At 50.0% G+C, this 13,495-nt stretch carries 12 protein-coding genes; 7 read left to right on the top strand and 5 right to left on the bottom strand.

From position 1 onward, the window contains the following. Positions 1–60 precede the first annotated feature (60 nt). Complete coding sequence (locus JVX88_RS01375) at positions 61–783, top strand: VIT1/CCC1 transporter family protein (RefSeq protein ID WP_211625052.1); 723 nt, start codon at positions 61–63, stop codon at positions 781–783. 12 nt (positions 784–795) lie between these two features. Here JVX88_RS01375 and JVX88_RS01370 read toward each other — a convergent pair whose 3' ends face one another. Beyond that, the gene (locus JVX88_RS01370; protein WP_211625050.1) at positions 796–1,458 is read right to left on the bottom strand and encodes a LuxR C-terminal-related transcriptional regulator; all 663 of its coding nucleotides are present in this window, start codon (positions 1,456–1,458) and stop codon (positions 796–798) included. 129 nt (positions 1,459–1,587) lie between these two features. Between JVX88_RS01370 and JVX88_RS01365 the strand changes: the two genes are divergently transcribed. Continuing rightward, positions 1,588–1,857, top strand: a complete 270-nt coding sequence (locus tag JVX88_RS01365) for a hypothetical protein (protein WP_211625048.1) — start codon at positions 1,588–1,590, stop codon at positions 1,855–1,857. Positions 1,858–1,870: 13 nt separating this feature from the next. Here the strand turns inward: JVX88_RS01365 and JVX88_RS01360 are convergent, their stop codons facing one another. The 4 genes from JVX88_RS01360 to JVX88_RS01345 all read right to left on the bottom strand — a co-directional run bounded on the left by JVX88_RS01360 (position 1,871) and on the right by JVX88_RS01345 (position 7,384). Then, on the bottom strand, positions 1,871–4,522 hold the full coding sequence (locus JVX88_RS01360) for a nitric oxide reductase activation protein NorD (RefSeq protein ID WP_211625047.1): 2,652 nt from the start codon (positions 4,520–4,522) through the stop codon (positions 1,871–1,873). A 158-nt stretch (positions 4,523–4,680) separates the two neighbouring features. Next, positions 4,681–4,983 (bottom strand): hypothetical protein, encoded by a 303-nt coding sequence (locus tag JVX88_RS01355; RefSeq protein WP_211625045.1) that lies wholly within the window; start codon positions 4,981–4,983, stop codon positions 4,681–4,683. 89 nt (positions 4,984–5,072) lie between these two features. Beyond that, positions 5,073–6,029, bottom strand: coding sequence for an FG-GAP repeat domain-containing protein (locus JVX88_RS01350; protein ID WP_211625043.1), 957 nt, complete (start codon positions 6,027–6,029; stop codon positions 5,073–5,075). Positions 6,030–6,169: 140 nt separating this feature from the next. Next, positions 6,170–7,384, bottom strand: coding sequence for a chlorophyllase/cutinase-like alpha/beta fold protein (locus JVX88_RS01345; protein WP_211625041.1), 1,215 nt, complete (start codon positions 7,382–7,384; stop codon positions 6,170–6,172). A 75-nt stretch (positions 7,385–7,459) separates the two neighbouring features. On the opposite strand from JVX88_RS01345, the gene JVX88_RS01340 reads away from it, so the two are divergent. From JVX88_RS01340 to JVX88_RS01320, 5 genes are all read left to right on the top strand, one after another. After that, entirely contained in the window at positions 7,460–8,389 is a 930-nt protein-coding gene (locus tag JVX88_RS01340) for a bifunctional 5,10-methylenetetrahydrofolate dehydrogenase/5,10-methenyltetrahydrofolate cyclohydrolase (RefSeq protein WP_211625039.1), read from the top strand. A gap of 57 nt (positions 8,390–8,446) precedes the next feature. Continuing rightward, positions 8,447–8,746, top strand: a complete 300-nt coding sequence (locus tag JVX88_RS01335) for a nucleoside triphosphate pyrophosphohydrolase family protein (protein WP_211625037.1) — start codon at positions 8,447–8,449, stop codon at positions 8,744–8,746. Between the two features lie 74 nt (positions 8,747–8,820). Then, entirely contained in the window at positions 8,821–9,426 is a 606-nt protein-coding gene (gene coaE / locus JVX88_RS01330) for a dephospho-CoA kinase (RefSeq protein WP_211625035.1), read from the top strand. Positions 9,427–9,437: 11 nt separating this feature from the next. After that, on the top strand, positions 9,438–11,258 hold the full coding sequence (locus JVX88_RS01325; protein ID WP_211625033.1) for a peptide ABC transporter substrate-binding protein: 1,821 nt from the start codon (positions 9,438–9,440) through the stop codon (positions 11,256–11,258). A 110-nt stretch (positions 11,259–11,368) separates the two neighbouring features. Next, positions 11,369–13,471, top strand: a complete 2,103-nt coding sequence (locus tag JVX88_RS01320) for a peptide ABC transporter substrate-binding protein (protein ID WP_211625031.1) — start codon at positions 11,369–11,371, stop codon at positions 13,469–13,471. Positions 13,472–13,495 lie beyond the last annotated feature (24 nt).

The raw sequence follows: 13,495 nt of genomic DNA, 5'->3' as shown, positions 1-13,495 counted from the left end.
CGTGTTCTCAGGCGCAGTGTTAGGTTCGGGTGGTTCCCTGTTTCGGGTTATTATTCCTGCATGGATCCGCTCGAACACGAACACACCACAGAGGCGATCGCCGAACGTATCGCTGCCTCAAACCACAACTACATTCGTGATTTTATCTACGGAGGGGTTGATGGTGCCGTTACCACCTTTGCTGTGGTTTCCGGTGTTGCGGGTGCAGAGCTTTCCACAAAGATCGTGTTGATACTTGGGTTCGCTAATCTTGCAGCCGATGGATTCTCAATGGCAGCAAGTAATTTTCTTGGGACGCGAGCCGAGATCGACGATTATAAGCGGATCGAGAAGATCGAATATCGCCATATTGAATTAGCTCCAGAGGGTGAACGCGAAGAGGTACGCCAGATCTATCGCGAAAAAGGTTTTGAGGGGGAAGAGCTTGAAAAGGCTGTCGAATTGATAACTGCCGATAAAGATCGCTGGGTCAAAACGATGCTAGCCGATGAATACGGCCTGCCGTCTGAAATTCGCTCGCCGTGGCTCGCGGCGGCGAGCACGTTCAGCGCATTCGTGATCTGCGGACTCGTTCCTCTGCTGCCCTACCTATTTGGGGCCGGCTCGTCCTTCGTTGTCGCCTGTATAATGACCGGATTCACATTCTTTCTTATCGGTTCTTTCAAAAGCAGATGGTCAACTCATTCTTGGTTCAGATCGGGACTCGAAACACTTTTCGTCGGGGCTTTGGCAGCCGGTCTTGCCTATGCGGTCGGGGTCCTACTAAAGGGCATAGCGGGTTGAAAGAAAATCCGATCAAATCAATCTAGCTCGCTCAGCTCGCCTCACCGCTTCCAAACGGCTGGAAGCATTCAACTTCTTTAAGATATGCTGCACATGGTTGTTAACGGTCGTCTTGCTTATAAAAAGTTCTGAAGCAACCTTTGCGGAAGTATAACCGTTAGAGATCAGTCTCAAGATCTCAATCTCACGAGGGGTTAGATCGACTTGATGTGTTGTTGTCCGCTCAACCTCCACGATACCAGTACCTGTCGAATCGCCCAAAATTAATTCTTTTGCTGCGAATTCCTTAAAGATACCTTCTAAACGCTTTTGTAGGTCTGCCGGACGTGCAATGTGGATCGTGTAGATCTGCTCACCCTTTACACCAATAACCGACGTTACGATCATATTGAACCAACGCTTCCCCTGTCTTGTTGTCAGCTGAATGTCATAGCTTTTCAGGGGTTCACGCTTCTCTGCACGGTGACGTATCGCACAGTCGTGCGAACACTCCATTCCGCACTCATCTACGCCATACAAAACATCACTGCAGAACTGGCCGATCGCCTCAGCGGAGTCAAATCCGAATGTCTGCTTCGCGGCTTTATTCCATGCAGCAATCTGGCCATTATGATCCAGCGCAAAGGCAGGTTCAGCAGTTCCATCCACTAGTTCCTTTACTTCACGGAGCCGCATTTGAAAACTCTCATCATAAGAATGATGTGAATTGATTATTGTCAGTTTGCCGTCCAAATACAAACATAAAGTATAGGTTCAGAGGAATGTTCTGGAGATCGATCATATCTGAACCCTAGGAGGCATCATATGTTTACAAAGATCTATATGGGATTGTGGGCACTTTGGGCAGTAACTGGCTTGGTGGCTATTGCAACAGGTTGGATGGCGGGATTTCCGCTTATAATCTTCGGAATGATAACGTTTGGTTTGATCTACTTCGGAATGATGTTCGTCTTGCCGGTTTCGATAACGCATTCCAACGAACTGACCGAACACTCAGAAGATTGGGTCACCAGCCCAAAGGCCGATCATTCGAAACAGCGCGTCTATGGCGTTTCGGTACCACGTCACGTCTGATCAGCAGTAATAGTTAGGTGGTCAGACGCCTATAAATGTTTGGCATACGTTCGGGAAGCGAAAGGATGTCATCAATGATCGTATAACCGACGTCGCCGTAGAGGTCTCTTAATTCCGCTTCTGATTCGCGGTCGATCGTAATGCAGAAAGGAGTTATGCCGTTGATCTTTGCCTCGATCAACGCTTCCCGGACGTCTTCTCGTGCATAACGCGCATCTCCATAGTCATGATCATAGGGCCGTCCATCGGTCAGGATCAGTAACAGCTTGGTTCGGTTCTCCTGCTTCAGTAGTTTGTGCGCGGCATGACGGATAGCCGCACCTAGCCTCGTATTATTCTGAAATGTGATACCACCGATGCGTTTTTCAGTCTCTTCCGAATATTTTTCGTTGAAATCCTTAACAACATAAAACTTTACGTTTCGGCGTCCTTCGCTTGTAAATCCATTGATCGAATAGACATCTCCAACCGCTTCCAACGCTTCGCTCATCAATACGAGACCTTCTTTTTCGATCTCGATTATTCGGCGGCCTGGATATGTATAAGGCTGCAAGGGGTTACGCGTGATAGTCCGTGCGGTGGAGGATGATTGGTCGAGCAATATAGAAACCGCAACGTCCCGCTGCCGCCTAAGTCGTTTCGTATATATATTCTCCGATTGCCGACCGTCTGCTTTTCTATCAATAACAAGGTCCACCAACGCGCCCAGATCATAGTCTTCGCCGTCGATCTCACGGTTGATCTTGGTCAGATTTTCAGGTTTCATTAGCTGAAACTGATAGCGTATCGACGATATCACTCCACGATATCGCGAGCGAGTAAGCTCGACGAATGTCCGGTCGCCTCGCTTTACCCGCTTTTCGATCACGCGGCTCCAACCTACACGATAGTCATTCAGTTCACGGTCCCACTCGTCATAGGCGAATGCTTCGTCGCCAGGTTCAAGCGGCAATTCGGGCATCTCATTTTGCGACCACGATTCAGCCCCGCGGATGTCATCCGGCTCGCCGTTCTCCTCATCCATATTCCATGCATTGAAAAGATCGCGAAGATCCTGCATCGACTGGGGACGCTCATCGCGGCTCCCTTTTTCTTCGGTGGCTGCTTCATCCGCATGTTTGTCATCATATGCGAACTCGCTTTTATCGTCCGTACTTTCTGTTTCCGCTTCTTGGGTTTGCTCAGGTGAGATGTTTTGAAAAAGATTATAAACCCGCGATGTTGCGAAAAGGGAATCTGCAACGGTTGGTAGGACATCCGTTCGATACGCACCATGAATATGTTTTTCGATAACTGTCTCTATCTCTGATACGATCTGCCCGTAAAACTGCCTGGCGTCTTCGGTTGCCCCGCCACATAACGTTATCTGAAAAAGCAATTCGAAGGGCACCTGGTGATAAGGGACATCGAAAATAAATGGCCTATTCTTTCGTATCAATGCCTGCATCAGGTCAAGATCTTTTCTCAATCCGCGGTATGTCCGTCGCAGCAATGCGTCAATTCTCGCATTCTCCATAGTCGTGAATATCTTTCTGGCGAGTCGCGGCTCAGGGAACACATTGAGAACGGCCTTATAGTCGGAACCAGGGGGCAGTGATCTTCTTCGGCGGCTAACTTCTGCGACGATCTCTTCATCTGACACCGCACGTTGCCCCTTTTGGACATCCTCGATGTAACCGGCTAGCGAGAATGCATCTATTTCTTCAGCAGTGGCTGAGTAGAGCTCTGAAAGGTCGGCAAATGCCGCTTTCAATGCAACCGAATCTTTTACAAACGTGCCGAACTCGATCTGTCCTGCACCGTAGGCTGCAAGAACCTTGTATAACCGGAAGTCCTTTTCTTCAGTATCAAATTCAGCGATATTATTCGGAAGATAAATAGTTTTTCCGTCGCCGATACGAGCTTCCTGCGGCATAGCCGATTGTGGCGCGATCTCTACCTCACGGCCCGTAAGTGCCTCTATATACAAGCGGAGTACATGACGAATAGCTTCCAGGTCGAGTCCGGATCGCGTTTGTTTGAGCTGGTCGTTTGATTGGCGGGTTTCGAGCGCAAAATAGCTCCGTCTTGCTTTTGCCGATACAGTATCGGCCCCGGCAAGTCCGGCTTCGATCCATTTCTGATACTGGTCAAGCGAAACCGAACGCAATGCTGTCCCAGCCGAGCGAAATGCAGCAAGCGAACTCTCGCCGTCAGCTTCTGCGACGTCATACAACAAACGCATCAGCCGTCGGAGTGCCGCACTTCTTACGCTGCCTTCCTCTGCTCCGTCAAGCCGTATACCTTTTATACTCTTGAAAAATCTTGGTGTGGCTCTAAGGAATGCGATGAGTACCGCATTTCCCTGGGAGGAAATACTGGGAAGCACCTTGCGCCAATCGTTAAAGATATCTGGCTCGTTTCGCAGAACTTCACTGCCAGCGGTCAAAAAATTGAGCGCAACACTGCCTCCGTGATCGAGCATAGCTCCCGTCGCTTTAGCAAGTTCGATCGCCTGAGAACCCGAAAGCCCGGCCAATGAGCTTGGTATATTTGCCCAGAGATCTGCCGCCATACCGCCGGTTCGATTAGCGAAACGAGAGGCGAGTTCAATGAATGCCAACGAAATTCCTGCATCCACCTTGGCTTCCGCCCGATCTAGTTCCCGGATCGAATCAGCAACCATCGGAGAGTACTTTAAGAACTCAGAGCTATGCTTCGCGGAACGTCTTGATATCTCTGCTGCCAACTGAAGGACCTGCTCAAGAAAGGTTACATCATCAATTGCTGCACCAAGACCGCCTATTGACTCAAAAGTTTCCAGAGCGACCGAACTCGATATAACTAATTGGCGTCTGCAGATCTCGAATACATCACACCTTCCACCCGCCGATAAGAATGCGATCTGTGATACACCTGAGCTAAAGAACTTCGAACCGAGAGCAGCATTGCCCATTGCAATGCGCCGGCCAAGCTCAAACTTTCCGGCTTTTCGCTCTGAAGACGTTGCAAAAGTGATATTGCAGCGGTGTCGCTGCGTTCGGCGACAAGCTTGATCAGCTCCTGATGTGACGCAACCTCAATGGCCGGGAGCTGCGAAACAGAGAACACGATCAAAACGGAAACGCTGAAAAGGCGAAACATCACCTGATTCTAACCAAGCAGTGAGCGAAAAAAAAGGAGACGCAGAGCGCCTCCGGGAATGCCGTGTAGGCCATTTCGGGGGATCAAAGGTCCTATTCGATCTTGCGGACTTGCCTGAGCGTTATAGGCACATCACCGGGTTCACCGAATCTGACAGCGCTTAAGCCGGGTTTAGAGCTCTCATAGAAATACCAGGTGCCCTCGTTCCAGACCGCAAAGTCGGTCTCACCGTCGCCATCATAGTCGGCCGGAACTGGTATTGCGGATGCCTGCCCGAAGACGAAGGCCTCTGTTTTACCACTAGTGCTGTAGAGTATTCGCCAATATCCCTTTCCGAAAACCGCGATGTCGGCCCTGCCGTCGCCATTATAATCGGCGGGAACTAGATACTCTCCGGTCTTGGCCGGGAAAACGATGCTTAGCGAACGCTGCGAACGGCTTTCAAATATATGCCAGCTTTGCTCTGACGGACGAAAAACCGCAAAGTCGGCTCGGCCGTCGCCGTCATGATCGGCCGGCACCGGGACATCTCCCATCTGTCCCCAACAGAATGTCAGAGATGTTTCTTGTGAAAAGCCACTCTTTGCAAAAAGTACGTGCCAGTTGCCTGTTTCGGGGTCGAAAAGTGTAAGGTCACTTTTGCCGTCACCATCAAGATCGGCTGAGACTGCTTTTCCTGCAAAGATTTTGGAGGCGATCTCGAAAGCTATTTCGACCACAACTGCTTCTGAGGTCTTCCAGATGAGTGCGGACGCCGTAGAAGATCGCCAGATCGCCGGGTCGATGTAGCCATCTCCGTCAAAGTCGCCGTTCAGTGGCACATCGTTCTTTGTGCCAAGCTTAACCACTGAGAAACCGCTATCGTTGTCGCGGCCTTGTTGCGCCCACAAACCTTTTGATCCCCTGAAAATTGTTAGCGAATCAACAGGACTAGCCGCATCAATTGTTATAACTAACAGAGACAACTGCACACCGATCAGCGCGATCCGATACAAGGATGATGAGCGACGTTTAAGCAAAAGATCGGTGATGAAAGCATTGTTCCTCATTTTTTCAACCAATTATGTCCACACAAAAGCGCGAATCGGAGTGAATTCCCGAAAAAAGCGGACATACGTTTTGAACAAGGAACGTCGAGAATACGAGAATAGTTGAATTTATTTTATAGGCAAAGCTTTATTATGACCGACTATCTGAAGTTAACCTTTGCAAACGATGCGGTCCGCGGATCACCTGCCTTCGTTACTGTTATTGGTAACTCATTAAGCGTCGGAAGATTCTTCCATAAACGTCGCGTTGATAGCGTAACGGTTGCGGTTTCCTTCGGAGCAATAACAGCGGTGGTCGCTGGTTGTATGTTTACGATCCAGCGTCTTTGTGCCGCTTCTATGCGAAACGCAGCGGGCACGTTACCCATATTCTCGATCTCAATCTGGAAAGAAACATTCACGCCAACCGAGGCCGTTATGTCTTGAGATTGTGGGGTTAGACCGATGCCCGAATTTCTTTCTGCGGTAACAAGCGGCGTGAACAACCCGTTTCCCCAAACCTGATCGCGAACTGATATGTCTTGTTTAAGATAAAGATCGAAGAATGTGGTAAGAAGCCTTCGGGTCTCTGCCAACTGCTGAGATCTTTGGATGGTGCCGTTATCACAACCGATCCCGTTGACATCCTGAAATCCGCAGTGCCATCCGCCTTGAATGATCGGCAGTAGCTTTGGCGCTCGTCCGCGGTTATACATATCTTGCCCGTTTGTCGCAACAGGAACGATGGTGTCTGCGCTTGCTGAGATCAAACTGAAAGGAACATTGATAGAAGCCATCGCCATCTTTGCCGAAGGATTGGTTTCTGCGGCGGCAAGATTAGCAAGAGCATGAATCCTCGGATCCTGAGAAGTTGCAAGAATACTCGCTCCGCCGCCCATAGAATGCCCCGAAGCACCGAACTTATTGATCGCGACCCGACCGAAAAGCACAGATGCCGGATCCGTGTTTTCCTGTTCTAAGAATGTCAGCGAAAAACGCAGATCATTGGCAAAATTTTGATGATTTGGGAACAAGCCGCTTTCAGAGTTTGTTGCGATCACCAAATAACCGTGCCTGGCAAGGTGCTCCAGTGTGGATTGATAGGTTGAAACGGCCTGAAAGAATCCGTGCCCAAAGGTAATTGCAGGGAAAGGAGCTCCCGCAGGATCGAGCGGAGTGTCCAGCCCGGCCTGAGTTGCCGGGTAATATAGACGCGCGGTGAACGTAGTTGAATTCGGGCGCGTAATTGTTACTGTTCGCCAACCTGCCAAATATCGGTCCGGTTGGGCCGTATCATTCTCTGCGGCGAAAACCGCGAAACAAGAATAAGATACAAAAAATAATATGAACAGGACGCCTGCAAACCCCTTGATCATACTGACCATTATAGACCAAAAAGATGTTCCTTGACTGACATTCTCAACGCTTTTAGATAGAATCTCGCTTTTACAATGGCTGCAAAGATATTAAGTGGGCGCCAGATCGCCGATGCGATAAAGGCTGAAATAGCGGGAGAGGTTCGCGAACTCCGTACGGCCAAAAATATCATTCCTGCGTTGACCGCTGTACGCGTTGGCGATGATGCCGCCTCGGCAGTTTACGTCGCCAATAAAGTGAGTACGTGTGAGGAGCTTGGTATCATTTCTGAGCATCGCCACCTGCCGACTCAAACCTCAGAGCTGCAACTCCTCGACATAGTAAACGAGCTGAATCGTGCCCCAGACATTGATGGAATACTTGTCCAACTCCCGTTACCGAAACACATTGATGAGGCGCGAATTCTTGATGCGATAGATCCTAACAAGGACGTTGACGGTTTTCATCCGATCAATGTCGGCAGGCTTTCACAGGGACGGCAAAGTCTCGTTCCCTGTACTCCTGCAGGGGTCATCCAGATCTTGAAGCGATCTGGTGTCGAGATCGCGGGAAAGAATGCCGCGGTCATTGGCCGAAGTAATATTGTGGGCAAACCGATGGCTGCTCTGCTTCTTCAGGAGAATGCGACTGTAACTATCTGCCATTCGCGGACGCACGAACTTTCGTCCATCACAAGTAAGGCGGATATAATCGTTGCCGCCATTGGGCGACCTGGTTTCGTTACCGCCGACCATATCCGAGAAGGTGCCGTGGTGATTGACGTTGGAATAAACAGTGTGTCCGATCCGACCCGGCTATCCGAATTCTTCGAGGGCGATGAGCTTGAAAAACGGCTGACCGCCATCGAAAAACGTGGGGCTACGCTTGTTGGCGATGTATGCCATAAGGATGCAATGAATAAAGCCGGAGTCTTCACACCGGTGCCGGGGGGGGTTGGGCTGCTAACGATAGCTATGCTAATGCGAAACACCGTTGATGCAGCAAAGGCTAGACGAGATATTTGAACCCAACGAACGATCGTTTCTTAAATTCCATATAAATTCTTCAGACATGGTCAGATTATGAACTTTCAAGATTACCAAGCCGAAGCGAGCCAGACAGCTCTTTATCCACGGCGCTTAAGCAACCTGGAATACCCGACACTCGGCCTTGCGGGCGAGGCGGGCGAGGTTGCGAATATAGTAAAGAAGATCCAGCGCGACCACGGCGGCGTGCTGAACGACGACATTCGGGCGAAATTAAAAGATGAGCTCGGCGACGTTCTCTGGTATATCTCCGCGTGTGCAGACGAACTTGGGCTGAGCCTTGAGGAGATCGCGGAATTTAACGTTAACAAGCTCGCGAAGCGACACGGGCGTTGACCGCCATCTCATACTTATCGAGCGTATGCTGGCGTTTGCGTCCGCTGATCGCTGCTCGTCTATAGTTACAGACAATGATAACAGTTGGGCTGACAGGTTCTATCGCGGTCGGGAAATCAACCGTCTGTCAATTTTTGAAGGAATTCGGGTGCCAGGTGCTGGATGCGGACCGCGTGGCCCGCGACGTCGTCGCCCCCGGTTCACTTGGATTGAAGCGTATCGTCTCGCATTTTGGAGGTAGAGTTCTGCGTAAAGACGGCTCGCTTGACCGTCCGGCGCTCGCAGGCATAATCTTCTTCGACGAGAAGGAGCGTGAGGCTCTGAATTCCATCGTACACCCGCTTGTGATCGAAGCTCAAAACGAATGGCTTAATGAGACCCAGGCTGTCGAGCCTGATGCCATCGCCGTGATCGATGCGGCATTGATGATAGAATCCGGCGGTTACAAAAGATTTAACAAATTGGTCGTTGTGTGGTGTAATGCAGACATCCAGCTTCAACGCCTAATTGAGCGTGACGGCCTTTCACCCAAGGAAGCAGAAGCGAGGATCGCCGCACAAATGCCGCAAGAAGAAAAGAAAAAGTACGCCGATCTTTTGATCGACACCTCTGCGGGATTTGAGGAAACGCGGGCTCAAACGCTAAACGTTTACGAGCAACTTAGAAAGTTCACCCGGTAACTTATAATAATATGAAAGGGTCTGAGGCGATGGCAGCAGCTAGTTCGTCGCAAGTATGCGCTGCAGCAGTACTGCGTATTTCGATCGTTGTGATGATCCTTTTTCTGTCTGGGTGTTCGGAGATAAAACCGCCATCAGCGGCGACTTACATTTCGGAAACGCCTCCGCCGCCCAAGCAAGAGTTCCGTTGGAGCAACGGGCGAATGCCGCGCCATCTGGACCCGGCTCGTGCCTCTTCTGCTCCCGAAACAGATATCGTCCGAGCACTTTATGAGGGTTTGACAGAGATCGACCCTGTCACGCTTGAACCCGTTCCCGCGGCGGCGGAAAGTTGGGAAAGCCTTGATAACCACACAAAATGGGTATTCAAGATCCGCAGATCCGCTCGTTGGACAAACGGAAAGACTGTAACCGCTTTCGATTTTGTTTCTTCCTGGTCACGACTGTTGGCCCTTGGCAATCGGGCTGCTAATACACAGCTTTTTGAAAATTTTAGGGGACGCCCGGAAAGTCAGAATGCCCCCGCCTCGTCCGATCAGCCGCAGGACACATTTCCAAACTCATTCCCGCAGGCGCCTAATCCAGGAAATACGAATACTTCCGTTTCTAATAAAGATGCAGAGCTCGATCAGTCATCTGCTGTTCCACCCGCCGGACCTGATCTTGCTTTTTGGGCAGAAGATCAAAACACGTTGGTCGTAAGGCTAAAGACGCCGGACAAAGATCTTCCACGGCTTCTTGCCAATGTGATCTTCAGGCCCGTTTACGGTCGAGGAGAAACGCTGGCGGAGGATGTTCTTACAAGAACAGCGGTTACAAACGGACCATTCTCGATCGATTCTATCGAACCTGAGTCGATCACACTGGTGCGCTCGGAGAGTTATTGGGACCGAGGATCGGTCGTGCTGGAATCTGTACGCTTTGTCGCAAAGCCGCGGGCCGAAGAGGCCCTTGAAGCCTACCGTGCCGGTGAGATCGATGCTGTGACCAATGCCGTTTTCGAGCCTCTTGCGTTAAAGCTTCTTGAGGCGTATGAGGACCTTAGAAAGAATACCTTTGCAGCCGTGAATTTTTATCAGGTGAATTTACACAGAGCCCCTTTTTCGGACCGGCGTGTACGACAAGCTCTAGCTATCGCGATCGAACGTGAGCGGCTGACAGATGGCGAGCTGGCCGGTTCGACGCGGCCTGCATTCACCCTTCTTCCATTTGGAAGCAGTTCGAGGTCTTCAAAGATCGCTGAGGATAAGGAGCGCGCTCGTGATTTACTCGAAGAAGCCGGATTCGCTGACGGTGAGAATTTTCCCGTACTACGCCTCATAGTGAACCGAAATGACGTCCAGCAGCGTATCGCAAGGTCGGTCGCAAGGATGTGGAAGCAGAATCTCAATGTTGAAACAGAGATCATTGTTAAAGAAACCGATGAGGTTCGGCTTGCCCTTGAAAATGGCGATTACGATCTGGTGCGGCGTGGGGTTGTGTTTCCCACAACGGATGAAAAAGCGGGTTTAAGCGCTATTTTCGACCGACCTGCGGTTTCAGCAGTAAGACCATCTCAAACGTCCGGGACAGTTTCTAATACCAACTCCTCGGTCTTGGGCAATTCCAATTCAAATATCTCCGTACTGCCACCAGAGATCGAAGAGCCGAGGATCACCGAAGAGATCGCACTTTATGAAATGCAGGTGATACCGCTTTATTTTCCAACATCTTATTCCCTTGTGAAGCCGTACGTGATCGGATTTGAAGGGAATGTTCTTGATGCTCCGCTTCTTCAGAAAGTGCGTATTGACAACAGTTGGCAACCGAAAACGGTCAAGCGGGAATCGTAATCCTTTAGGGATAGTGAATCTTTATGCATTGCGCTCCCGTATTACGACCGTATGGTCTCAACTAATCCCCTTTCGGTATGGTCTCGTCAGGTTTTTGGGTGAGGGGTTCTATGTGCCTTGAACATTTGCTTCGGACGTCGCGTTTCCTGTATGTCGTCATCTTGGCGTTTGCGATCGCCGGGTGTTCTGCATCGGCTAAGACAGAGTTCTATGGGATGACCGATGCTCCTGAGGACAATGTTCTCCGATACATAACAGGCTCTGAACCCGAATCTCTAGATCCTGCCATCCCGACCGGTCAGCCGGAAGCACGAATGTTGATGGCTTTATATGATGGGCTTGTGGAATATGATCCGCGGACGATGCAGCCGATACCCGGTATTGCGGAAAGCTGGGAAGTGGGGCAGGAAAACACTGAATATATCTTTCGACTTAGGAATAATGCCACCTTTTCCAATGGCGATCCGATAACGGCTCACGACATCGCCTATACATTCCGTCGGGCCCTTGATCCCAACCTTGCCGCAAAGAATGCTTATCTTGCCCACTACATAAAGTATGCCCAGGAATACAATTCTAAGCGTTCGTTCGTGCGCGATAAGACAGGGCGATTTCTCTTAAAGTCAGACCTTAACCCCAATGGTCAGTCGAGTCCGGAAAGCACCGACGACACACAACCAGTCGAAACGGAATCATCAGCAAGCGAATTCAGAAGATTCATTGATGGCCCCGAAAGGCTTACAGTCCCTTCGGGTGAGAAGGCGCGGAACGAACTATTTGAAAAGGATCCGAAACTAAAGGCCATTGCGGAAGGTGCTGATCTCGTGCCGGTTAGGGCAGAAGACATTGGGGTCGAGGCCATTGACGACCTAACTTTTCGCATAAAGCTTAAGCAGCCGGCGCCGTTTCTCATTGGCTTGCTTGGACATCAGTTCTTTCGCATCGTGCATCGCCCAACGATAGAACGCTTCAGGAAGGATTGGACCAAGCCCGAGAATATAGTTACAAGCGGTGCGTTCGTGCTGAAGGAACATCATCCCTATGACCGAGTTGTGGTCGCAAAAAATCCTGGTTACTGGGATGCGGAAATGGTGCGCCTAAATGGGATAGAATTCTATCCTCTTGATGAACAGACCACGATGCTTAACCTTTACAAGACCGGGCGCGTCGATGCGATCTACAATCACACAGTTCCGGCTGCTTGGGTCGAGACCATTCGGCAATACAAGCACGAATATATGAATCATCCGGAGGTCGCGATCGAATACTACACGGTCAATGTAACCAAACCGCCAATGAACAACCTAAAAGTTCGGCAGGCATTCGCTCTAGCGGTTGATCGTGACGCTTTGGCGAAATTCCGAAAGACGACACAGCCTCTGATCGACTTCACGCCGGAGGGCCTTTTTCCTGAGTATGAAGCGATCAGGGCAAAAGTTTACGAACGCGAACTCGCAAAGATAGGTAGTTCGCTTGAAGAATGGAAAGCCAGAAAATTCGATCCCGCGAAGGCGCGCAAGCTGCTCGGAGAAGCCGGCTTTCCTGTAAATGGAAGTGATGGAAACTGGTCCTGTCCGAGTTTTCCGGTCGATCAGGTGGAGATACTTTACAATACAAGCGACAACAATAAATCAATAGCTGAATTCATTCAGGCACAATTCAAACAGAATCTCGGTATAACACTCCAGCTAAAAAATCAGGAATGGAAAACGTTTCTGAATACTCGAAAGAATCTTGAGTATAGCGGTCTTGGTCGTGCGGGCTGGATCGGCGATTATATGGACCCGATGTCGTTCCTGAAATTGTTCTATGGAAAGAACAACGACAGTTCTACCGGTTGGTCAAACTCCAGATTTGATAAGTTGATCGACGAAGCCAACAGCCAGCCAGACCCGAAATCGCGGTATGAAAAGATGGCGGAAGCCGAGTTTATGATGATTCAGGATCAGCCGGTACTGCCTTGGCAAACACAAAAAACGAACTTCCTCCGCAAGCCGTATGTAAAAGGTCTTTATCCTAATCCGGGTACTCTGCATTCATGGAAATTCGTGTATATTGAACAGGATCCAGCCAAGTGGGACAGAGATGTTGATAACATCTTCAATGTTCGCGACGAGTGGGTTACTGAGCAGATCCAGCGACTGATCGCGACACAGCCATCGGCCGTCGAACGTGAGAAAGGCTATATTGAAGCAAAGATGTTCGGTTATTGATCTATGATCGGGTTCATTCTCCGA

This window comes from Leptolyngbya sp. 7M (assembly GCF_018128485.1).
The sequence above is the reverse complement of the archived record's forward strand: the minus strand, read 5'-3'. Positions and strand labels throughout refer to the sequence as shown.